19 protein-coding genes are annotated in these 22483 nt (G+C 67.4%); 4 read left to right on the forward strand and 15 right to left on the reverse strand.

The features are described 5' to 3' along the window. Position 1: 1 nt before the first annotated feature. The 7 genes from octT to EYZ64_RS20860 form a co-directional block, all read right to left on the reverse strand. Entirely contained in the window at positions 2–766 is a 765-nt protein-coding gene (octT, locus tag EYZ64_RS20830; RefSeq protein WP_135456289.1) for a diglucosylglycerate octanoyltransferase, read from the reverse strand. Next, positions 756–1433 carry a glucosyl-3-phosphoglycerate phosphatase gene (gene gpgP / locus EYZ64_RS20835; protein WP_135456291.1) on the reverse strand — a complete coding sequence of 226 codons (678 nt, stop codon included), beginning with the start codon at positions 1431–1433 and terminating at the stop codon, positions 756–758. The genes octT and gpgP overlap by 11 nt, the downstream gene beginning before the upstream one ends. Positions 1434–1440: 7 nt before the next feature. Then, positions 1441–1827, reverse strand: a complete 387-nt coding sequence (gene rsfS, locus EYZ64_RS20840) for a ribosome silencing factor (protein WP_135456293.1) — start codon at positions 1825–1827, stop codon at positions 1441–1443. After that, positions 1824–2471, reverse strand: coding sequence for a nicotinate-nucleotide adenylyltransferase (gene nadD, locus EYZ64_RS20845; RefSeq protein ID WP_135456295.1), 648 nt, complete (start codon positions 2469–2471; stop codon positions 1824–1826). The genes rsfS and nadD overlap by 4 nt, the downstream gene beginning before the upstream one ends. 82 nt (positions 2472–2553) lie before the next feature. Next, the gene (locus EYZ64_RS20850; protein WP_135456297.1) at positions 2554–4008 is read right to left on the reverse strand and encodes a vWA domain-containing protein; all 1455 of its coding nucleotides are present in this window, start codon (positions 4006–4008) and stop codon (positions 2554–2556) included. Beyond that, positions 4008–4895 (reverse strand): AAA family ATPase, encoded by an 888-nt coding sequence (locus EYZ64_RS20855; protein WP_135456299.1) that lies wholly within the window; start codon positions 4893–4895, stop codon positions 4008–4010. Before EYZ64_RS20855 ends, EYZ64_RS20850 begins: the two co-directional genes overlap by 1 nt. 30 nt (positions 4896–4925) lie before the next feature. Beyond that, positions 4926–6191 (reverse strand): glutamate-5-semialdehyde dehydrogenase, encoded by a 1266-nt coding sequence (locus tag EYZ64_RS20860; protein ID WP_135456301.1) that lies wholly within the window; start codon positions 6189–6191, stop codon positions 4926–4928. Between the two features lie 83 nt (positions 6192–6274). Between EYZ64_RS20860 and EYZ64_RS20865 the strand changes: the two genes are divergently transcribed. Both EYZ64_RS20865 and EYZ64_RS20870 read left to right on the forward strand, forming a co-directional pair. After that, positions 6275–7135, forward strand: coding sequence for a ribokinase (locus tag EYZ64_RS20865; RefSeq protein ID WP_135456303.1), 861 nt, complete (start codon positions 6275–6277; stop codon positions 7133–7135). A gap of 44 nt (positions 7136–7179) precedes the next feature. Next, positions 7180–8004 carry an enoyl-CoA hydratase/isomerase family protein gene (locus EYZ64_RS20870; RefSeq protein ID WP_135456305.1) on the forward strand — a complete coding sequence of 275 codons (825 nt, stop codon included), beginning with the start codon at positions 7180–7182 and terminating at the stop codon, positions 8002–8004. On the opposite strand, the gene EYZ64_RS20875 is transcribed toward EYZ64_RS20870, so the two are convergent. Beyond that, positions 8001–10679, reverse strand: coding sequence for a S15 peptidase family protein (locus EYZ64_RS20875; RefSeq protein WP_135456307.1), 2679 nt, complete (start codon positions 10677–10679; stop codon positions 8001–8003). The two genes, EYZ64_RS20870 and EYZ64_RS20875, sit on opposite strands and share 4 nt — an antisense overlap. Positions 10680–10818: 139 nt before the next feature. Continuing rightward, a complete protein-coding gene (locus tag EYZ64_RS20880) occupies positions 10819–12861 on the reverse strand; it encodes an NAD(+) synthase (RefSeq protein WP_135456309.1) in 2043 nt (680 codons plus the stop codon). Positions 12862–12992: 131 nt separating this feature from the next. Between EYZ64_RS20880 and EYZ64_RS20885 the strand changes: the two genes are divergently transcribed. Continuing rightward, positions 12993–13835, forward strand: a complete 843-nt coding sequence (locus tag EYZ64_RS20885) for an NAD-dependent protein deacetylase (protein WP_135456311.1) — start codon at positions 12993–12995, stop codon at positions 13833–13835. Here the strand turns inward: EYZ64_RS20885 and EYZ64_RS20890 are convergent. Then, entirely contained in the window at positions 13804–15090 is a 1287-nt protein-coding gene (locus EYZ64_RS20890; RefSeq protein WP_135456313.1) for a cytochrome P450, read from the reverse strand. The genes EYZ64_RS20885 and EYZ64_RS20890 overlap by 32 nt on opposite strands. 66 nt (positions 15091–15156) lie before the next feature. Between EYZ64_RS20890 and EYZ64_RS20895 the strand changes: the two genes are divergently transcribed. Then, entirely contained in the window at positions 15157–15792 is a 636-nt protein-coding gene (locus tag EYZ64_RS20895; protein WP_044522868.1) for a TetR/AcrR family transcriptional regulator, read from the forward strand. Between the two features lie 48 nt (positions 15793–15840). Here EYZ64_RS20895 and proB read toward each other — a convergent pair whose 3' ends face one another. The 5 genes from proB to rne form a co-directional block, all read right to left on the reverse strand. After that, positions 15841–16962, reverse strand: coding sequence for a glutamate 5-kinase (gene proB / locus EYZ64_RS20900; protein WP_135456316.1), 1122 nt, complete (start codon positions 16960–16962; stop codon positions 15841–15843). After that, positions 16959–18407, reverse strand: a complete 1449-nt coding sequence (obgE, locus tag EYZ64_RS20905) for a GTPase ObgE (protein ID WP_135456318.1) — start codon at positions 18405–18407, stop codon at positions 16959–16961. The genes proB and obgE overlap by 4 nt, the downstream gene beginning before the upstream one ends. Positions 18408–18497: 90 nt before the next feature. After that, complete coding sequence (gene rpmA / locus EYZ64_RS20910) at positions 18498–18764, reverse strand: 50S ribosomal protein L27 (RefSeq protein WP_003879727.1); 267 nt, start codon at positions 18762–18764, stop codon at positions 18498–18500. A gap of 15 nt (positions 18765–18779) precedes the next feature. Further along, complete coding sequence (gene rplU / locus EYZ64_RS20915; protein ID WP_135456321.1) at positions 18780–19091, reverse strand: 50S ribosomal protein L21; 312 nt, start codon at positions 19089–19091, stop codon at positions 18780–18782. 165 nt (positions 19092–19256) lie between these two features. After that, positions 19257–22322 carry a ribonuclease E gene (gene rne / locus EYZ64_RS20920; protein WP_135456323.1) on the reverse strand — a complete coding sequence of 1022 codons (3066 nt, stop codon included), beginning with the start codon at positions 22320–22322 and terminating at the stop codon, positions 19257–19259. Positions 22323–22483: the final 161 nt, after the last annotated feature.

A 22483-nucleotide genomic window follows, 5' to 3' on the forward strand; every position in this document is an offset into this window, starting at 1 on the left:
GTCAGTCGGTGGAATCCAGTTGTGGCACACCAGCAGCGGCCAGCCCCTTGAGCATCAACTCGGCCACCGCCCGGTGAGCTTCGAAATTCCAGTGGATGCCGTCGGGATTGCCCCGCCCGCTGAGCACCTCGTCCGCCACGGCGGCCTTGAGATCCACCAACGGCACGTCATGCTCCTGGGCCCAGGCCGAGATCGCCTTGACCGTGGGCTCACGCCCGTGATGGGCCTTGCCGTAGGTGTCGGCGATGTGCACAGAGGGCAGCGAGGCCACCACCGGAATACCCGGCCGGTTGAAATCGATGGCGTTGCGAGTCATCTCCAGGTACTCGACCGTCACATGCGGTGGCAGCGCCGCGCGGGCGACAGGCGACAACCGCGGTTGGATCCAGCCGTAGCCGTCCCGTGCCCAGCGCCGCAGCCACGCCGGCCGCACATACCGGATCAACTCACGCAGCGCCGTCGGCAGCGGCGAGGGCAGCGAATCCATTCCGCTGGTGGCGAATACCACCGCGCCGGCACGCGGCAAGGCCGCCCACGCCCGCGGATCCTGGGTCGAAGCCCACCAGACGTCACGGGTGGTCCAGCCGATGCGACCGATGAGCTCGACGTCCCAGCCCAACTGCTCGGCCACGATGTTGGGCCAGATCCGCGGATCGTCGGACGGTAGACCGCCGGTCGGGCCGAAATACGAAAGAGAATCACAGAACACGAGCAGTGTCGGGCGGCCGTTACGCGAGGACGCTGACGGCTCGTGATCAGAGGACATCGTTAGCCACCTGTGCCGAGGCATTCCAGACATCCAGCCGCCAGCGGATCGCATCCATATCCGACTCGTCGGCGGTGTCTCCCGAATGTCCGGACAGCTGAACCCAACTGGCGTTCCCCATGCCGCCGAGCACCGGCCAGTTGTCCACCGGCAGACCGAGAAGGCCCGCGGTCAGCGCCGCGATCAACCCGCCGTGAGCGACCAGCACGACGGGGCGGTCTGAACCATCCAGACCCCATTCCGGCTGTCCGGCAACAAGTTCGGCTACCACCGGAACACTGCGGTCGGCCACGTCGACCCGGCTTTCACCACCGTGCGGTGCCCACCGCGCATCCTCGCGCCAGGCTTCGCGAGCGCCCGGTGCCATCGTGTCGACTTCCTGGTGGGTCAGGCCCTGCCAATCCCCCAGGTGCGTCTCACGCAACCGCTTGTCCACCTGTACCGGGATCCCGGCACGATCACCGAGGGTCACCGCGGTATCGAGGGCGCGCTTGAGGTCCGAGGACACGATCAACAGCGGCTGACGCTTGGCGAGCACCTCGGCAGCCGCGGCGGCCTGGTCGCGGCCGAGATCGGACAGCTCGGTGTCGAGCTGACCCTGCATCCGGCTGCCCGCGTTGTACTCGGTCTGGCCGTGGCGCAACAGCACCAACCGACGGACCTTCATCGCGCCCTCATTCCGCCAACTCCGGGTCCGCCGGCCCACCAAGTTCGACCGGAACCGTCGGGCAGTCCCGCCACAGCCGTTCGAGGGCGTAGAACTCCCGCTCGTCCTGGTGCTGGATGTGCACCACGATGTCGACGTAGTCGAGCAGCGTCCAGCGCCCCTCGCGGGTGCCCTCGCGGCGCGCGGGCTTGTACCCGGCCAGCCGCATCTTGTCCTCGACCTCGTCGACGATCGCGTTGACCTGGCGTTCGTTGGAGGCTGACGCGATGACGAAGCAGTCGGTGATCACCAACTGGCCCGACACGTCGATCACCACCACATCGTCGGCCAACTTGGCCGAGGCAGCCTGGGCGGCCACCGTCGCCATTGCGACGGCCTCGTCGGTCGCGCTCATCGAACCGGCTCCATGATGTGTTCACCCTTCCCGTCTGCGGAGTACAACCCGCGTTTGGTCACGTACTGGACCACGCCGTCGGGCACCAGGTACCAGATCGGCCGGCCTTCGGAGGCGCGCTTACGGCAGTCGCTGGAGGAGATCGCCAGTGCAGGCACCTCGACCAACGTCAACGCTTCCGGTGGCAGCTCACGCAACGCCGCCTCGATATGGTCACCGTCGAGCTCGTAGCCCGGCCGGCTGACACCGACGAACCTGGCCATGGAGAAGAGGTCTTCCCAGTTCTGCCAGGACAGGATCGATGCCAGGGCATCGGCTCCGGTGATGAAGTACAGGTCGGTGTCGGCATTCAGATCACGCAGGTCACGCAGGGTGTCCTTGGTGTAGGTCGCCCCGCCCCGATCGATGTCGACCCGGCTGACCGAGAATCGCGGGTTGGACGCGGTCGCGATCACCGTCATCAGATACCGGTCCTCGGCGGCGCTGACCCTCCGGTCGTGTTTCTGCCACGGCTGACCGGTCGGGACGAACACCACCTCGTCGAGCTCGAACAGGTCCGCGACCTCACTCGCCGCGACCAGGTGCCCGTTGTGGACGGGATCGAATGTCCCGCCCATCACGCCCAGCCTGCGCCGTCTTGCCACAAAGAGGCAGCTTACGGGAGCGCTGACGTCGGCCGGCACCCGCGCGAACCCAGCCGGCACAGGGGCGATGCGATGCGCAGGCTCAGACCGGCAGCAACCCGTCGATCACCGCGGCCAGCTGCTTGGCCGAGCGGCACTCGTGCATCGGGATCGTTTCGAGGTATTTCGGCACCGCGGAATCCCCGCTGCCCCACAGGTGCTTGGGCTCCGGGTTGAGCCAGTGCGCGTGACGGCTGGCCGACACCATGTGTGCCAGCAGCGCCGTCTCGGGGTTGCGGTAGTTGTTCCGACCATCGCCCAACACCAGCAGCGAGCTGCGCGGCGACAGCACGTTGGGGTACTTGTCCAGGAATGATACGAAGGCGTGGCCGTAGTCCGAGTGCCCGTCGCGGGTGTAGACGCCCGCCTCACGGGTGATGCGCTGCACCGCCACCGCCAGATCGGCCTCCGGCCCGAACATGTCGGTGACCTCGTCGGTGGTGTCGATGAAGGCGAAGACGCGCACCCGGGAGAACTGCTGGCGCAGCGCCGAGACCAGCATCAGGGTGAAGTGGCTGAACCCGGCCACCGACCCGGATACATCGCAGAGCACCACGAGCTCGGGACGGGCCGGATGCGGTTTCTTGAGCACCACGTCGATCGGCACACCGCCGGTGGACATCGACTTGCGCAGCGTCTTGCGCAGGTCGATCTCCCCGGACCGGGAGCGGCGGCGCCGGGCCGCCAGCCGGGTCGCCAACGTGCGGGCCAGCGGCTGCACGGTCTTGCGCATCTGACGGAGCTGCTCACCGGAGGCGCGCAGGAACTCGACGTTCTCGGCCAGCTGCGGCACCCCGTACATCTGCACGTGGTCGCGGCCCAACTGCTCGGCGGTGCGGCGCTTGGTCTCGGACTCGACCATCTTGCGCAGCTGGGAGATGCGCTGCGCGGCCAGGGCCTTGGCGATCTCCTCCTGGGTCGGCGTGGGCTCGTCGCCGTAGGGGGCGAGCAGCCCGGCCAGCAGCCGACCCTCGAGATCGTCGAGGCTCATGGCCTTGAGCGCCTGATACGACGAGTACGACGGGCCGCGGCTGGAGTTGTAGCGGCCGTAGGCCTCGACGATCCTGGCGATCATCGCCGCCATCCGGTCGTCGAGGTTGGCCAGGTCCTCGTTGTCGGCCAGCATCTTCACCAACGCGTCGCGCATCGCCTCGATGTCCTCGGGCGGCAGCTGCAGCCGATCCTCACCACCTGTGTCGCCCTCGTCCTCGTCCTCGAGCACGGTGCGTGCGCCCAGCGCAGCCGGGAAGAACAGGTCGAACATCGCGTCGTAGGTCTCGCGGTGGTCGGGGCGCCGCAGCACCGCGCACGCAATGCCCTCGCGCAGCGCTTCACGATTGCCCAACCCGAGCACGGTGATCACCCGACCGGCATCCACGGTTTCCGACGGGCCGACCGAGATTCCTTGCCCGCGAAGGGCTTCGACGAACTCGACGAGGTGCCCGGGCAGGCCGTGCGGGGCCAGCGGCTGGGGCGGTCGAACCCGGCGCGGGGTCATCAGTTGAGCCTGAGCTCGCCGGCAGCCTTGACCTGGTCGGACTGGTGTTTGAGCACCACACCGAGGGTGGCGGCGATCATCTCGTCGTCGATGGTGTCCAGGCCCAGGGCCAGCACCGTGCGGCCCCAGTCGATGGTCTCGGCGACCGACGGCACCTTCTTGAGCTGCATACCGCGCATCACGCCGATGATCTTCACCAGCTCTCCTGCGATGTGCTCGGGTAGTTCGGGCACCCGGGACAGCAGGATGCGGCGCTCCAGGTCCGGATCCGGGAAGTCGATGTGCAGGAACAGGCAGCGACGCTTGAGCGCCTCGGAGAGCTCACGGGTGGCATTCGAGGTGAGCAGCACGAACGGCGGCCGCTCCGCGGTGATCGTGCCGAGTTCGGGGACGGTCACCGCGAAATCGGAGAGCACCTCCAGCAGCAGGCCCTCGATCTCGATGTCAGCCTTGTCCGTCTCGTCGATCAGCAGCACGGTCGGGTCGGTGCGCTTGATCGCGGTGAGCAGCGGGCGGGTCAGCAGGAACTCCTCGCTGAACACGTCCATCTTGGTCTGGTCCCAGTCGCCGCCGTTCGCGGTCTGGCCGGCCTGGATCCGCAGGATCTGCTTGGCGTGGTTCCACTCGTAGAGCGCGCGAGCCTCGTCGACGCCCTCGTAGCACTGCAGGCGGACCAGTTCGGAGCCGGTGGTCGCTGCCACCGCGCGGGCCAGCTCAGTCTTGCCGACCCCCGCGGGCCCCTCCACGAGCAGCGGCTTACCCAGCCGGTCGGCGAGGAAAACCGCTGTGGCGGTGGCGGTATCGGGCAGGTATCCGGTCTCCGCCAGGCGCCGCGCGACATCGTCGATGTCGGCGAACAACGGAGCGGGGCGAGCGGGCACGCTCATGTGGTCTCCTGGTCTCTGTCTGGTCGGCGCCTAGGCCGGGCGGGTCTGACCGTCTCCCCACACGATCCATTTGGTCGAGGTCAGTTCGGGCAGGCCCATGGGTCCGCGGGCATGCAGCTTCTGGGTGGAGATGCCGATCTCTGCGCCGAAACCGAACTGCTCTCCGTCGGTGAACGCGGTGGACGCGTTGACCATCACCGCGGCCGCGTCCACCTGTTCGGTGAAGCGTTGGGCCGCAGCAAGATCCGTTGTCACGATGGCCTCGGTATGACCCGTGCCGTACTCGTTGATGTGGGCGATCGCGGCGTCGAGCCCGTCGACCACCGCGACGGCGATGTCCATCGAGAGGAACTCGGTGTGCAACTCTTCGTCGGTGGGGTCGGCGTGCACGGTCACCCCGGCCTCGCGCAGCGCGGCGGTCAGCCGGGGCAGCGCGCTCGCCTTCAGCGCCTCGTCCACGAGCAGGGTCTCGGCGGCATTACAGACGCTGGGACGCCGGGTCTTGGAGTTCAGCAGGATCTTCTCGGCCACGTCGATGTCGGCCGAGGAATGAACGTAGACATGGCAATTGCCGACACCGGTCTCGATGGTGGGCACCTGGGCGTCGCGCACCACGGCCTCGATCAGGCCGGCTCCCCCACGCGGGATAACCACATCGACCAGACCGCGGGCCTGGATCAGGTGGGTGACACTGGCGCGGTCATGGCTGGGCAGCAGTTGCACGGCGTCCAGCGGCAGGCCCTCCGCTGCCAGCGCAGAACGCAGCGCCGTCACGAGTGCCTCATTGGAACGGACCGCAGACGAACTGCCGCGCAGCAGAGCGGCATTGCCCGATTTCAGGGTGAGCCCGAAGGCATCGACCGTGACGTTGGGCCGGCCCTCGTAGACCATACCGACGACGCCGAGCGGTACCCGCTGCTGACGCAGTTGCAGGCCATTGGGCAGGGTGCGGCCGCGCAACACCTCGCCGACCGGATCGGGCAGCCCGGCGACCTGGCGCAGACCGGCAGAGATGCCGTCGACCCGCTGCGGGTTGAGCGCCAGGCGGTCCAGGATCGACTCAGGGGTCCCGGCCTCACGCGCGGCCTCGACATCGGCGGCGTTGGCGGCGAGGATCTCGTGAACATGGGCGAGCACGCTGTCGGCGGCGGCATGCAGCGCGCGGTTCTTGGTCTCGGCGCTCAGGGTGCCCAGGACGCGGGCGGCGACTCGCGCCCGACGCGCCGCCTCGTGCACCTGATCGCGCAGGTCGGCGTGCGGCACCGCAGTCGTCGGTGACTCTGTCTGAACGCTCATCTAGCCAGCGTATCGGAGGAGTTGACGTCCTTCGACAGGTGTCAGCCGCCACTGACGGCCCGGCCCGGTTAGCCTTTTTATCTATGGCCGCAGCGCGGGTTTGCGTCGTCGGGAGTATCAACGCCGATCTCACGTTCACCGTCGGTGCGCTGCCGCGCCCAGGACAGACGGTGCTCGCGTCGTCGCTGTCGTCGGCGCCCGGCGGCAAGGGCGGCAACCAGGCGGTGGCCGCCGCGCGGGCAGGCGCCGACGTCGAGCTGGTGGCCGCGGTGGGTGACGACCCAGCCGCCGCGATCCTGCGCCGTCATCTCCAGGCAAACGGAGTCGGCGCCGATGCCGTGGCGTGTGTGCCCGGCCCGAGCGGGTCGGCCGCGATCCTCGTCGACGCTGTCGGGGAGAACTGCATCGTGGTGGCGCCGGGCGCCAACTCGCGGCTCGAGGTGGATTCCGCGGCGGCCCGCTCGGCCATCGTCTGGAGCGAGGTCACCTTGATCCAGTTGGAGATCCCGGTGACGACGGCGATCGCCGCGGCCAAGCTGGCCCGGGCAGCCGGGGCGGTGGTGATGCTCAACGCATCGCCGGGAGGGACGCCGGCCCATCATCTGCTGGCGTTGTCGGAACTGGTCGACGTGGTGGTGGTGAACGAGACCGAGGCGTCCGACTGGCACTGGCCGGTGCGGCATCTGGTGATCACCCGGGGCGCACGTGGAGCCAGCTATCTGGGCGACGACGAACGCTTCGACGTGCCGTCCCCGTCGGTGCGGGCGCTGGACACCGCCGGGGCCGGTGACGTGTTCGCCGGGGTGCTGGCCGCGGGGTGGACCGCCGGCCACGAGCAGGCCCTGCGCCGCGCATGTGCGGCCGGAGCACTGGCCACCTTGGTGCGCGGGGCCGGCAACTGCGCGCCGTCGGCCGCTGACATCGATGCCGTCCTGACGCACTGATACGAGCAACTGAAGGCGATACCGTTGGCGTTATAGTCGCCAGCATGACTCAGGGACTGACCCCACGACCGCCCGAAGGCGACTGGCTGGGCACGCCGTATCTGAAGTTCGAGCGGCAGGGCCCGTTCGGCGTGGTCACCCTGGATCGCCCCGAGGCCCGCAATGCGATGACCCCGGCGATGTACTTCGGCATCCGGTACGCGGTCACCCACGTCGAGGCGGACCCGGATCTGGCCGGACTGCTGATCACCGGTACCGGGGACGTGTTCGCCCCCGGCGGTGACCTCGGCGGCGGCAACGGCGTCGATGACTGGATGAGCTTCGGCGCGGCCCTCTCGATGGACGTCACCCCGTTCGAAACCCTGCGCCAATCGGTCAAGCCGGTGGTAAGTGCGGTCAACGGGCTGTGTCAGGGCGGTGGGCTGCAGATCGCGATCTGCAGCGACATGGCCGTGGTCAGCGACCGCGCCACGTTCCGGGTGCCGGAGTTGTACCGCGGCATCGCCGACACGTATTACAGCCAGATGCTGGCCCGTCTGATCGGCCCGGTCCGCACCCGCGACCTGATGTTCACCGGGCGCACCCTGACCGCGCAGGAGGCGGTCGACTGGGGCATGGTTGCCAGGGTCGCGCCGCACGACGAATTACTCTCTGCCGCAACCGAAGTGCTCACCCAATGCTGCCGGACCGCACCCCGGGCCCGCGGAGTGGTCAAGTCCAGCCTGGACAGCTACATGGGCCTCTACGACCGGATCGGCATGAAAGCCAGCTACAGCGGCGACGAGGCGATGGAGGGATTCCAGGCGTTCAAGGCGCGTCGCTCACCCGAATGGGTGCATCCGGACCTGCGTGGTGAGGGCCGGCTCTAGACGCTCACCACCTCCTGAGCGGCGTCGGCCGCGGGCTGCACGTTGGCGCCGGGCCCGGCGGTCGGCAGGGACACCTGAACATTGGAAATGTTGATCGCGCCGAACTGGGTGAAGTTGAGGAACGACGTCGCCGAGGTGGTGATCTGCACCGTGGCGGTGTGGCCGGGTTCCAGCGTGTAGGCCACCGCCTCCATCGGAATGGTGACGGTGTGCTCCTTGCCGTCGAGGGTGACCGGAATCGGTGTGACGATATTGCCGATCACCTGTCCGGTCTGGTCATCGACGATCTGGGCGTAGACGTGGCGGCTCGTGCCGATCCCGGAGTAGGTCATCGTCAGTTGGGGCGCGCCGACGACCTGAGTCGGGGTGTCCGACGGCGCGGTCACCTTGATGTTCACCGCGTTGGCGGCCTTGGTGCCGTCACCGAGCCCGAACGGGATCCCTGCGGCGCCCGGTCCGGAACCGCCGAGGATCGGCACGATTCCGAGTACGCCGCCGCTGCCCGACGCAGTGACCGGAGTCCCGGTGAAATTCGGGTCGGTCGGCAGGAGGTCGGACGTGTAGTGGTCGCCGTTCTGATCGATCCACTGGAACTTGGGCAGGCCGTCGTCGACGGCTTCGCCCTTGTGCTTGACGTAGGTGTCCAGCCAGGCCATCGTCGCGGTCTCGACCATCTCGATGCTGTCACCGGCCGGAGTTTCGCAGTTGCCGTGGCCGCCGCAGAACCAGACCATCTTCACCGGCACGCCGTTGGCGTCCAGGATCTGCGCATTGTCCATCGCCTGCTGCAGCGGGAACAGCACGTCGACCGTGCCCTGGATGATCAGTGTCGGCGCGGTGATCTTGTTGACCAGCACGGTCGGTCCGCTACTGGCCAGCAGGGCTTGCTGCTCGGGGGTCAGAATGCCGAGCAGTCCGCCGGTCAGGATCCCGCCATACAGCTGTGAATTGATGTTCGCTCCCGATGTCACCAACGACAGCAACAGCAGCCCGGCGTACGACGTCTTGAACGCCTCGTTGGGGTAGAGCGAACTGTTCAGCGAATTCCACGCGATCGTCGGGACGATTGCGTCGATCCGGTTGTCGGTACCGGCGGCCACCCACTGAATGCCGCCGCCGTACGAAGGGCCCACCATGCCCATCCGCGGATCATTCACATCGTCGAGCTGCGTGCTCGACTGCTTTGCGACGTAGTCGATCATGGCGGACACATCACGGCCCTCATAGAACGGGCTGTCCAGCTGAAGGATTCCACCCGAGTCGTGCTCGCCGCGCGAATCCCAGGTGACGACGTTGTAGCCGGCGTTACGGAACGTGCCGACACCGGTGGCGCCGCCGGAGTACGGGTTGGTGTCACCCGCGCTGGACAGACCCGCGCCGCTGAAGATGGTCGGCGCCTTGTCCCCTTCCTGGAGGCCCGACGCCGGGAAGTAGTTCATGCTGATCTGTGCGCCGTCGAAGGACGTCACCTTGACCGTGTAGGCCACCGGGGTGCCCGCCGGTGCCAGCTCACCGACGTCGACGTTGACGTCCACCACCTCGGACTTGCCGATGAGCGGCGCCAACACGTCGTTCACGATCGGTATCTGATGCACGATCACCAGCACCTGCGGCACGAACGAGCCCACGATCGGGATCTGTTGCAGCGCAGCATCAAACGCCGTGGTCTCGGCGACCAGGACGGTGAACTTCTCCTTGCCGCCGCTGTCGACGACCGTCGCGTAGGGCAGGAACGTGAAGGTGCCGTTGGCCGAACTGAGCCGCACCTTGCCGCCTCCACTCGGATCACCGATCACGGTGTAGGTGAGCGGCAGTCCGCTGGAACTGGTGGCCTCCGTGGTGCCGTGGATGATGCCGTCGGTGATACCGACCGACGGAGCCGCGGTGATCCCGCCGGTGGCACCCACGGTGGGCGACACGGCGGCGGTGGAGAACTCCCGACGCGCGGCGGCCAGCAGAACCCACTCGGCGGGCGAATCCGTCCTGGGCGCGGTAGGCGAGTTTCCGGCCAGTGTCCTGGCGATGTCATTGACCACGGTCTCGATCAGGCCCCGCACGGGAGCCGCCGCGGCAGGCGCCTGTTGTCCGGCCTTCACCGTCGCGATGAGGGCCGGTTTCGTTGCGGGCTCATCACCGACGGTGGTTTCGACGGCCTCGATCGTGGGCTCTTCATCGACCGCACCCGGCTCCGGGGTCTGAGCGTGATCGCCCAGCGGCCGGGGCAGTTTCGGCTTGGCCGAAGCCAGGCCCCGCAACGTCTCGGCAGGCTTGGTGACCTTGAGTTTCTCGGCCGCCCCGGCGGCGGGGTCTGAGTCGCTGCCATGACGGGTCAGGCCGGCCTCGACCTTCGCCTGGACCTCCGACAGCCGGTCGTTGATCGATTGCACGACGTCGGACTTCGGCGTCGTCGAACTCACGCGGTGACGGCCGGATTCACCGAGCGTGGCCGCGCGGTCCTTGATCGCCGCGCGTACCGCCGCCTGCCGCAACGAGCGGGCACTCTGCCGGTCCTTGGTTGGGCCCTTCTTGGCCGCCGGCGCGGATGGGGACTCAGCCGACGTGTCACTGGAACCGAGCGACGCCGAGGCCACCGGGGCGCCCAGGACGACAGCCGACCCGACCCCGAGTGCGATTGCCAATCCACCTACCCGACCGACGTACTTCGCAGCACCCAACGCAACCTCCTCGACCCGGTATCCGGCACCGCCGGACTGTGACCCGACGCACATTAGCGCGGCGATGCGGGCCAGAAGGTTAGCTTGTCAATTTTTTGCGTCGTCAATTGAGCGAACCGGCCATTTCGGCCGTCGAGACCTACTGTTCGGGAACGCTCCGCTCGATCTCGTCGAGCCAGATCCGCGCCGACATGTCCGACGGCGCCCGCCAGTCGCCACGCGGCGACAGGGAACCGCCGTGCGACACCTTGGGGCCGTTCGGCAGCGCGGAACGTTTGAACTGGGAGAACGAGTAGAACCGCTTCGCGAACACCTGCAGCCAGTGCCGGATCTCCTTGAGCGAGTACGCCGGGCGCTTGTCCTCGGGGAACCCGGCAGGCCAGTCACCGTGGGCCGCGTCATGCCATGCATGCCAGGCCAGGAACGCCACCTTCGACGGGCGGAATCCGTAACGCAGCACCTGGAACAACGAAAAATCCTGCAGCGCATAGGGACCGACCTTGGCCTCGCTGCTCTGGATCTCCTCATCCTCGCCGGTGGGTACCAGCTCCGGGGTGATCTCGGTGTCCAGCACCGATTGCAGGACCTCGTTCACCTCAACGCCGAACTGGTCCGAGGAGATCACCCACCGGATCAGATGCTGGATCAGGGTTTTCGGCACCCCGCCGTTGACGTTGTAGTGCGACATCTGGTCGCCGACCCCGTACGTCGACCAGCCCAGCGCCAGCTCGGAAAGGTCACCGGTACCGAGCACGATGCCGCCACGCTGATTGGCCAGCCGGAACAGATAGTCCGTGCGCAGACCGGCCTGGACGTTCTCGAAGGTGACGTCGTATACCTTCTCACCGCGGCCGAACGGGTGGTCCATCTCGGTGAGCATCAGCTCGGCGGTTTTCTTGATGTCGATCTCGGCGAACGTCACGCCCAGCGCCCGACTCAACCGGATCGCGTTGTTCTTGGTGTGCTCACCGGTGGCGAAGCCGGGCATCGTGAACGCGAGAATGTCGCTGCGCGGACGGTTTTCCCGGTCCATCGCCCGGGCCGCCACGATCAGGGCATGGGTGGAATCCAGGCCGCCGGACACCCCGATCACCACCTTGGGGTAGCTCAGGGCCCGCAGTCGCTGTTCCAGACCGGAGACCTGGATGTTGTACGCCTCGTAGCAATCCTGTTGCAGCCGTGCGGGATCCGCAGGCACGAACGGGAACCGCTCGATCTCGCGCCGCAGTCCGATGTCACCCGTCGGCGGGTCGAGCTGAAACTCGATGCGACGGAACGAATCCACTTGGGCGCCGTGATGCCTGGCGTTGTCATCGAATGTGCCCATCCGCAGCCGCTCAGAACGCAGCAACTCCAGGTCCACGTCGGCCACCGAGCGTCGTTCACCGCGCGGAAAGCGCTCGCTCTCGGAGAGCAGCAGCCCGTTCTCCCAGATCATCGTCTGGCCATCCCAGGCCAGGTCGGTGGTCGACTCCCCTTCGCCGGCAGCGGCGTACACGTAGGCGGCCAGGCAGCGTGACGAGGCCGAACGGGCCAGCAGCGCACGGTCTTCGGCGCGGCCGACGGTGATCGGGCTGCCCGAGAGGTTGGCCAGCACCGTCGCACCGGCCAGCGCCGCCTGCGCACTTGGCGGCACCGGCACGAACATGTCCTCACAGATCTCGACGTGCAGGACCAGTCCGGGAAGGTCGGAGGCCACGAACAGCAGGTCCGGCCCGAACGGCACCTGGGCACCGGCCACCTGGATGGTGCCGCTCACGCCGGCGCCGGTTGCCATCTGCCTGCGCTCGTAGAACTCCCGGTAGGTCGGCAGGTAGGACTTGGGTACCACGCCGAGCACCGCGCCGCGGTGGATCACCACTGCCGTGTTGTAGATCCGGTGCCGGTGCCGCAGCGGTGCGCCGACCACCAGCACCGGTGTCAACACCACCGAGGCTGCGACGATTTCGATGAGCGCCTGTTCCACCGACTCCAGCAGGGCATCCTGCATCAGGATGTCGTCGATCGAGTAGCCCGACAAGGTCAGCTCCGGGAACACTGCGACGGCCACGCCGTCGTCGTGGCAGGCCTGTGCCAACCGGAGCACCGATTCTGCGTTCGCCGGCGGATCCGCCAGCGCCGTGTGATGGGTGCAGGCGGCGACCCGCGCGAATCCGTGGTGGTAGGCGCTGTAGAAATCCATCCCGCCCATTGTGACCCGAAAAGTGTCGATATCGGGCCACTGGGTACCAATTGACGCACGAGCGATACCGCCCCGGTGGTTGCGGACATGCTCGACACCCACCTCCCGACGGGCGGCCTATCCTGGCGAGGGTGGATGCCCCCGAGCTCGTCGCCCTACTTCAGGGACGCCGCCTCGCGGTGTTGACCGGGGCCGGGATGTCGACCGATTCCGGCATCCCCGACTACCGCGGCCCCGATTCCCCACCGAGCAATCCGATGACTATCCGGCAGCTCACCTCCGATCCGGCATTCCGGCAGCGGTACTGGGCCCGCAATCACGTCGGCTGGCGCCACATGGACGAAACCATGCCCAACGCCGGGCACCGTGCCCTGGCCGCGCTGGAGTTCGCCGGTGTGGTGAACGGACTAATCACCCAGAACGTGGACCTGCTGCACAGCAAGGCCGGCAGCCGGTCGGTGGTCAACCTGCACGGCACCTACGCGCAGGTGGTCTGTCTGGATTGCGGCGCGACCATGGGCCGCGACGAGTTGGCCGCGCTGCTGGAGGCGGCCAATCCCGGCTTCCGCGAACGCGCCGAGTCGGTGGGCGGCATCGCGGTGGCACCCGACGCCGATGCCGTGGTCGCCGAAACGGATTCGTTCACCGTCGTGGACTGCCCGGTGTGCGGGGGCATGCTCAAACCCGACATCGTCTACTTCGGCGAGAGCGTTCCCAAAGACCGTGTCGAACAGGCTTATTCGATGGTTGAGGACGCCGAGGCGCTGTTGGTCGCAGGGTCCTCGCTGACCGTGTACTCCGGCTACCGATTCGTCCGGCACGCCGCCGCCCACAACACCCCCGTGGGGATCATCAACCGCGGCCCCACCCGCGGCGACGAGCAGGCCACGGTCAAGGTCGAAGCGGGATGTTCGGAGATGTTGACCCTGTTGGCCGGCGAGCTCAGGAGAACGTGCACGGCATCGACCGGATAGCGTGTACGAAGTTGCCCGCCAGGTAGGCGGGCTCTCCCGCGGCGATATCGGGCAGCTGGTGCAACAGCTCACCGAAGATCGCCCGCAACTGCGTCCGGGCGACATGCGCACCCAGGCAGAAATGACGGCCGCCGCCACCGAATCCCAGGTGCGGGTTGGGCTTTCGGCTCAGGTCGAACACCTCGGGCCGGTCGAACACCTCGGCGTCCCAGTTGCCGGAGGCGTAGAACATCACCACCTTCTCCCCCGCCGCGATCTGCTGCCCACCGAGTTCGACGTCGACGGCGGCGGTACGGCGGAACGTCATCACCGGCGTCGCCCACCGGACGAACTCCTCGACCGCACCGCCGATGCGGTCGTCGAAATCCGCCATGAGCCAGGCCCGCTGCTCGGGGTGGTCGGTCAGCGCCTTGAGCGCGTGGCTGGTGGTCTGGCGCGTGGTGTCGTTGCCCGCCACCGCCAGCAGGACGAAGAACGCCGCTACCTCGGCATCGGTGAGCCGGTCTCCGTCGACCTCGGCGTGCACCAGCGCGCTGATCAGATCATTGCCCGGGTTTTCCCGGCGTTGCGCCGCAAGCGCATTCGCCACCTGATGTAGGTACATCTGGTTCTGCAGCAGCACCTCCAGCGGGTTGCGCCCGGCCAGGTAGACCGGGTCCGCCCAGGACACCAGCGCGTCGGCGGCATGTGCCACCCGCTGCCGTTCGGACTCGGGGATCCCGACCATGTCCGACAGCGTTCTGATGGGCAGTTCCTTGGCGCACTGGTCGACGAAGTCCACCCCGCTGCCGACTTCCTTGAGCTCGGCCACGATCTCGCGTGCGTTCTCCTTTATCGAGTCTTCGATGCGGGCCACCTGCCGGGGCGTGAACGCGGCGTGGACCAGTTTGCGGATCAGCGTGTGCCGCGGCGCGTCCATCGCCAGGAACGACTGTGACGCCTCGAGTAGCTCTTCCGGAACGGATTCGAACAGCACCCCCTTGCCCGACAGGAATGTCTCGCTGTCTCGGCTGACCACCACGATGTCGGCGTGCCGCGTCACCGCCCAGAACCCGCGATCGTCGGGATCCTTCATGAGGGCGTCCTCGACGGGCGGATGCCAGCTGACCGGGCGTGAGGTGCGCAGTTCGGCGAACGTGACCTCACGATCGGCGGCCGTGGTGGCCCAGAGCTTCCGCGACGACAGGTCGATCGGGTCGTAGGGGCGTGCGGCGGAAGGCCACGAGGGGGCTGATGTGATGGGCGACACAGTCATGCCGGTGACAATAGGTCTAGACAGTCTGTCTAGTCAAGGTGTGACGAATGCCGATACGCTGAGGGCATGCCATCGGTAACGCGAAAACCGCAGGCCAACCGAGAGGAACGGCGCGAGCGGATCGAACGCCAACTGCTCGATGCCACCGACCGGCTGATGGCCGACGGCACCAGCTTCACCGAGCTCAGCGTTGACAAACTGGCCACCGAGGCCGGGATCTCCCGGGCCAGCTTCTACATCTACTTCGAGGACAAGGGCCACCTGCTGCGCCGGCTGGCCACCCAGGTGTTCGGCGATCTGACCCAAGCCGCCCAACAATGGTGGAGCGTCGCCGGACGCCGCGACCCCGCCGACGCCCACACCGCCATGTCGGGCATCGTCGCCAGCTATCGGACCCACCAACCGGTGCTGATCGCGCTCACCGAGATGTCGAGCTATGACCCACTCGTCGCACAGACTTACCGTGAGCTGCTGGCCGGAATCTCCGATCAGCTCACCAAGGTGATCGAGGACGGGCAGTCCGACGGGTCGATCCGGCCGCAACTGCCTGCCGCCGCCACCGCGAGCACGCTGACCTGGATGGTGGAGCGGACCTGTCATCAGAATCTGCCGTCGCAGCCGCCGTCCTACGACGCCGAGCTGGCGAACACGATCACCCAGATCGTCTGGGGCGCCCTGTATCTGGAGTCCCCCAAGCTGTGATTTGTGGAGTTTTTGCCGCACTCGGCGCGGCCAGGACTCCACAAATCGCTAGGTGGCGACCAGATCGTCGGCGTGCACCGCGGGCCGGCGCAGCTCGGCCGGCAGATCCGGCGTCGAGCGGCCGATGATCGCGGCCAGCTCCGACGCCTCGTAGGCCACCACGCCACGCGCGACCGTCTGCCCGTCAAGCCCCCGCAGATCCACCACGTCACCACCGTGGAAACGTCCCGTGACCTCGGTGATCCCGGCCGGCAGCAGCGAGCGGCGCTGTTTGACGACCGCACGCACCGCACCGTCGTCGAGGGTCAACGCCCCATGGGACTCCGCGGCATGGCGAACCCAGAACCGCCGAGCCGACATCCGCTCGGGCCGTGGCGCGAACACGGTGCCGACCGAGGCATCACTCAGTGCCGCACCGGCATCCGCCGCGGCGGCCAGCAGCACCGGCACCCCGGCATCGGCGGCCAACAGCGCCGACGAAAGCTTCGAGGCCATGCCGCCGGTGCCCAGATGGCTACCCCCGCCGGCCGCCACCCCGTCGAGATCCCCCTGTGCCGCGACCTCAGGAATGAAGCGCGCGTTACCTTTTCGGGGATCAGAGTCATACAGGCCGTCGATGTCGGACAGCAGGATCAGCGCGTCGGCGCCGACCAGCTGAGCCACCAGCGCCGACAGGCGGTCGTTGTCACCGAACCTGATCTCGTTGGTGGCCACGGTGTCGTTCTCGTTGACGATCGCCACCGCGTGCAGGGCGCGCAACCGGTCCAGGGTGCGCTGCGCGTTGTTGTGTTGCACCCGCATCGCGATGTCGTGCGCGGTCAGCAGCACCTGCCCCACCGTGCGGTTGTAGACGGCGAACGCCGAACTCCAGGCATTGACCAGCGCCACCTGCCCGACGCTGGCGGCCGCCTGCTTGGTGGCCAGATCCGTTGGGCGCTTGGACAGTCCGAGCGGCTCGATTCCCGCGGCGATGGCACCGGAGGACACGATCACCAGATCGGAACCGGCTTTCATCCGGCCTTCGATGGCCTCGACCAGGACCGCGAGCCGGCGGGCGTCGAACACCCCGGACGGAGTGGTCAGCGCGGTGGTGCCGATCTTGACGACGACGCTGCGTGCGGTCCGAATCGCCTCGCGATGTGCGGAGGGCGCCGAGCCTGCGCTCGTCACTCGTCTTCACTCCCGGGATGGCGCCGTTCACGCCGCGCCGCCTTGCGTTCGGCCGCACCCACCCGGTCGGTCTGCTCGAGCCGGATGTCGGTGCCTCGACCGGTCAGCGGCATGTCCACGCCGGCTGGGGTCTGAGGCTCCCAGTCGAAGGTCATATCGCCGATGGTCACGGCGCAACCGGGCTTGGCGCCCTTTTTCCACAACGCGTCCTCGACGCCCAACCGGGCCAGCCGGTCACCGAGGTAACCGACGGCCTCGTCATTGTCGAAGTTGGTCTGCGCGATCCAGCGCTCGGGACGGGTACCGCGCACGATGAACCCGCCGTCTCCATCGGTCTCGACGGTGAAGCCGCTCTCGTCGACAGCGATCGGCCGGATCACCGGACGCCTCGGCACCACCTCAGGCTGCGCGTCACGGTAGGCCTTCACCATCTCCCACAACGCAAAGATCAACGGGCGCAAACCATCACGGCTGACCGTCGAGATCTCGTACACCGGCCAGCCGAACTGCGACTTCACTTCTTCACGCACGAAGTCGGCCAACTCCCGGGCATCGGGAACGTCGATCTTGTTGAGCACCACCGCACGTGGCCGCGACGCCAGGTCGCCCAGGGTGGAATCGCCTTGCAGAGTCGGGGTGTAGGCCGCGAGTTCGGCCTCCAGCGCCTCGATGTCGGAGATCGGGTCACGCCCGGGTTCCATGGTGGCGCAGTCCACGACGTGCACGAGCACCGCGCAGCGCTCAAGGTGCCGAAGGAATTCCAGGCCCAGACCCCGGCCCTCGGACGCGCCGGGAATCAGGCCGGGAACGTCGGCGACGGTGAAGGTGTTCTCACCGGCGGACACCACGCCCAGGTTGGGCACCAGCGTGGTGAACGGATAGTCGGCGATCTTGGGCTTGGCCGCCGAGATGGTCGACACCAGAGACGATTTACCCGCCGATGGGAAACCGATCAGGCCGACATCGGCGACGGTCTTGAGTTCGAGCGTGAGGTCTCGGGTCTGGCCCTTCTCGCCAAGCAGGGCGAAACCGGGAGCCCTGCGGGCCCGGGAAGCGAGTGCGGCATTGCCGAGCCCACCCCGACCACCTTGCGCGGCTTCGAACCGGGTGCCGACACCGACCATGTCGGCCAGCATCCGGCCGTTCTCATCGAGCACCACCGTGCCGTCCGGAACGTGCACGATCAGATCGTCGCCGGCGGCACCGTCACGATTGCTGCCCGCACCCTGCTTGCCCGAAGGTGCGACGACATGGGGATGGAAGTGGAAGTCCAGCAGGGTGTGAACCTGTGGATCCACGACGAGCACGATGCTGCCGCCGCGACCACCGTTGCCGCCGTCAGGACCGCCGAGGGGTTTGAATTTCTCGCGATGCACCGACGCGCAGCCGTGGCCGCCGTTTCCTGCACTCGCATGGATGACGACGCGGTCAACGAACCGGGGCATCAGACATCCTCTCCGTCGAATGTGAAGCTATTGCGATAGTCCTATCGAGAACTCGCAGCTGCTTCACATTCGCGGAGAATCCTCGGAGTCTCAGGCCTCCGGGCGCGGCACGGGAACGATGTTCACGTGCTTGCGGCCGCGCTTGGAACCGAACTCCACGGAGCCGGGTGCCAGCGCGAACAGCGTGTCATCGCCGCCACGACCGACGTTCACGCCGGGGTGGAAGTGGGTGCCGCGCTGGCGGACGAGGATCTCGCCTGCCTTGACGACCTGACCGCCGAACCGCTTCACGCCGAGCCGCTGTGCTGCGGATTCACGACCGTTGCGCGAGCTGGAAGCGCCCTTTTTGTGTGCCATTAGTACGCTCCCTCGCTACTTGATACCGGTGACCTTGAGCACGGTCAGCTGCTGACGGTGCCCCTGGCGCTTGTGGTAGCCGGTCTTGTTCTTGAACTTGTGAATGCGGATCTTGGGACCCTTGGTGTGCTCAAGCACCTCGCCGGTCACGGCGACCTTGGCCAGGTCATCAGCCTTGCTGGTGACCTTGGCGCCGTCGACCACCAGGGCGACGGGCAGCGATACCGACGCGCCGGGCTCGGTCTCGAGCTTCTCAACCTTCACCACGTCACCGACGGCAACTTTGTACTGCTTGCCGCCGGTCTTGACGATTGCGTATGTCGCCATCGTGTCCTCTGCTCTGCTGCTCTCTGCGGGCGCGCGCTACCGGTCGGTGCGTGCGCGGGTCTTGGGTGGCGGGATGCCCCGCCGTCACCGGCCTGCGACTACTACAGGCACCGGAGACAACTGGTCAAGGGTACTTGACCAGCGGGTAGAGGGTCAAACCGCCCTCTACTCTGGGCTGGGCGGCCCCGCGGGCCTGGCTGCGGCACGTCGACGGGTACGGCCGCGACTAGGCGGCGCCTCGACGACCACGGGCTCCGGGGCCTGGTAGACGTCCTCTTCGGACTCGTCTGAGTCCTCGGAGTCGCCGTACTCGTCCGACTCGTCGTCCGAGTCGGCCTCATCAGACTCGTCATCCTCATCCGAGTCGTCGATGTCGTCATCCAGATCGTCATCGTCGTCATCATCGAGGTCGTCATCGTCGTCGAGGTCGATCTCGTCCTCGTCTTCGTCCCCATCCGAACCATCGTCGGATTCATCGGACTCGTCGACGTCCTGCGCGTCGAACTCACCGTCGGTGGAACCGGTGGACACCTCCGCGAGCTCGAGCGTGGCCTGATCGTCAGCCTCGCCCTCGGGGACCTCGTCGGCGACGTGCTCCTCGAAGTCCTCGTGGCCGTCATGGCCTTCGTGGTCTTCGTCGGGGCGCCCGTTGGCCGCAGCCATTGCCCTGAACATCGGGTGTTCGCCGGCCGGATGGTCGGGCACCTTGACGACTGGCAACTCTTCGGGCTCGGGACGGGCATTGCCCCTCTTGCCCCGCTTGCTGCGACGCCCGCCGCCGGTGGATTCGGTCTTGCGGCCGGCATTCGACGACGAGGCCGTGTCGACCGGGTCGCCGTGCAGCACGATGCCGCGGCCGGCGCAGTGCGTGCAGGTGGTCGAGAACGCCTCGACCAGACCGGTTCCCAACCGCTTTCGGGTCAGCTGCACGAGGCCCAGTGAGGTCACCTCGGACACCTGGTGGCGGGTGCGGTCCCGGCCCAGCGCCTCGGTCAGCCTGCGCAGCACCAGATCCCGGTTCGACTCGAGCACCATGTCGATGAAGTCGATGACCACGATGCCGCCGATGTCGCGCAACCGCAGTTGCCGCACGATCTCCTCGGCAGCTTCCAGGTTGTTGCGGGTGACGGTCTGTTCGAGGTTGCCGCCGGCACCGGTGAACTTGCCGGTGTTGACGTCGACGACCGTCATCGCCTCGGTGCGGTCGATGACCAGGGTTCCGCCCGAGGGCAGCCACACCTTGCGGTCCAACGCCTTGGCCAGCTGCTCGTCGATGCGGTGTACAGCGAACACGTCGGGAGCATCAGCGCCGCCCGCGGGTTCGTACTTGGTGAGCCGGCCCACGAGATCGGGGGCGACGGTGTTCACGTAGGAGTTGATCGTGGCCCAGGCCTCGTCACCGGAGACGATCAGACCCGAGAAGTCCTCATTGAACAGGTCCCGGATGACCTTGACCAGCACGTCGGGCTCTTCGTAGAGCGCAACGGCCGCGCCGGCCTTCTTCCCGGTGACCTCGGTGGCCTTGGCGTCGATCTCGGTCCAGCGCTGCTGCAGCCGCTCGACGTCGGAACGGATGTCCTCTTCCTTGACGCCCTCCGAGGCGGTGCGGATGATCACACCCGCATCGGCAGGCACGACCTCTTTGAGGATTTCCTTGAGCCGCTGGCGTTCGGTGTCGGGCAGCTTGCGGCTGATCCCGGTCGACGACGCGCCCGGTACATAGACCAGGTAGCGGCCGGCCAGCGACACCTGTGTGGTGAGTCGAGCACCCTTGTGCCCCACCGGGTCCTTGCTGACCTGGACCACCACATAGTCGCCCGGCTTGAGCGCCTGCTCGATCTTGCGGTTCGACCCACCGAGCCCGGCGGCCTCCCAGTTCACCTCACCGGCGTAGAGCACTCCGTTGCGGCCGCGGCCGATGTCGACGAACGCGGCTTCCATCGAGGGCAGCACGTTCTGCACGATGCCCAGGTAGATATTGCCGACCAACGATGCTGAAGCAGCCGAAGTTACGAAGTGCTCGACGACGACGCCGTCCTCCAGAACGGCGATCTGGGTGTAGCGGGCGCCCTCGTGCGGCGGCTCGGTGCGGACCTTGTCGCGCACGATCATGGTTCGCTCGACAGCCTCGCGGCGGGCCAGGAACTCTGCCTCGCTCAGGATCGGCGGGCGACGGCGACCCGCGTCCCGACCGTCGCGGCGGCGCTGACGCTTCGCCTCCAAGCGAGTCGATCCGCTGATCCCCTGGATCTCCGAATCATCGCTGCTCTTGCCGGCCCGCTCGGCCCGCGGGGCGCGCTCGTGCACGACGGTGTTGGGCGGGTCATCCGGGGAGCCCGCATCATCGTTGTCACCGGAGCCGGACTTGCGCCGGCGACGACGCCGCCGACGACGGTTGCCGCCGTCGCTGCCCGCGGTGTCCTCGTCCGACTCGTCGGAGTCATCATCGGAATCCTGGTCGGATTCGCTCTGGTCATCGACGGTGTCGGTGTCGGAATCGGGACCCGAGTCGGGCCCGTTGTCGTCACTCTGCTCACCGCGACCACGACCACGTCCACGGCGGCCCCTGCGGCGCCGGCGCGCGGCGGGACGATCCGCCTGCTCGTCGTCGCTGTCGGAATCGGCATCGATGGTGTCGTCATCGTCGCCGTCGTCGCCGTCGTCGTCTTCGTCGTCATCCTCATCGACGTGCACTGGCACGAAGCTGACGGGCTGCGGCGCCACGAACAGCGGCAGGTAATCCGCACGCTCGGTGTGCGCCTCCCGCACCGAGGGAATGTTCGCCGTCTCCAGGATCAACCGGGACTCGGGTTCGTCGCCGACCAGGACGGCCTCGGCGTCGGCCTGCGGGGCATCGACCGCAGCGGGTTCAGATTCAGCCGGAGCAGCCTGCGGAGCCTCGGCCGAACTCTCGACCGGAGCCGCGACGGACTCGGCCTCGGTGACGGCCTCGACCTGGACCTGTTCTGCCGGCACAACCTCTGCCTGCGCAACAGGAGCAGCGTCGGTCGACCCTGCGGCCAGTGCGTCACGGACCCGCTCTGCGTCGACCTTGTCGATCGTGGAATGCGCACTGCGCCGACGCCCGTCGAACTCCGCCAGGGCATCGAGCACGCGCCTGCTGGTGGTGCCGAGTACCCGCGCCAGGGAGTGGACTCTCAGCCGCTCGGGCAGTCCCTCCTGTTGCGGAGTCTGGGTTGGTAGGTCGTCATTCTGGGCATCTTCGGCCACGAATTCTCCTCAAGCCCCCGGGCGCGTCGTATCGACGCGGCCACGCGAGGGCTTCCGCTATTGGCCCGGGACACTTTCCCCGGACTTGTTGTGGTCTCGCTCCGGGCGGTTCGCTACCGAACCCACCCGGTGCCTGGCTGAATGATGGCTGGACGGCCCGC

The sequence above is a fragment of the Mycobacterium sp. DL99 genome, from assembly GCF_004762045.1.
Lineage (GTDB): Bacteria > Actinomycetota > Actinomycetes > Mycobacteriales > Mycobacteriaceae > Mycobacterium.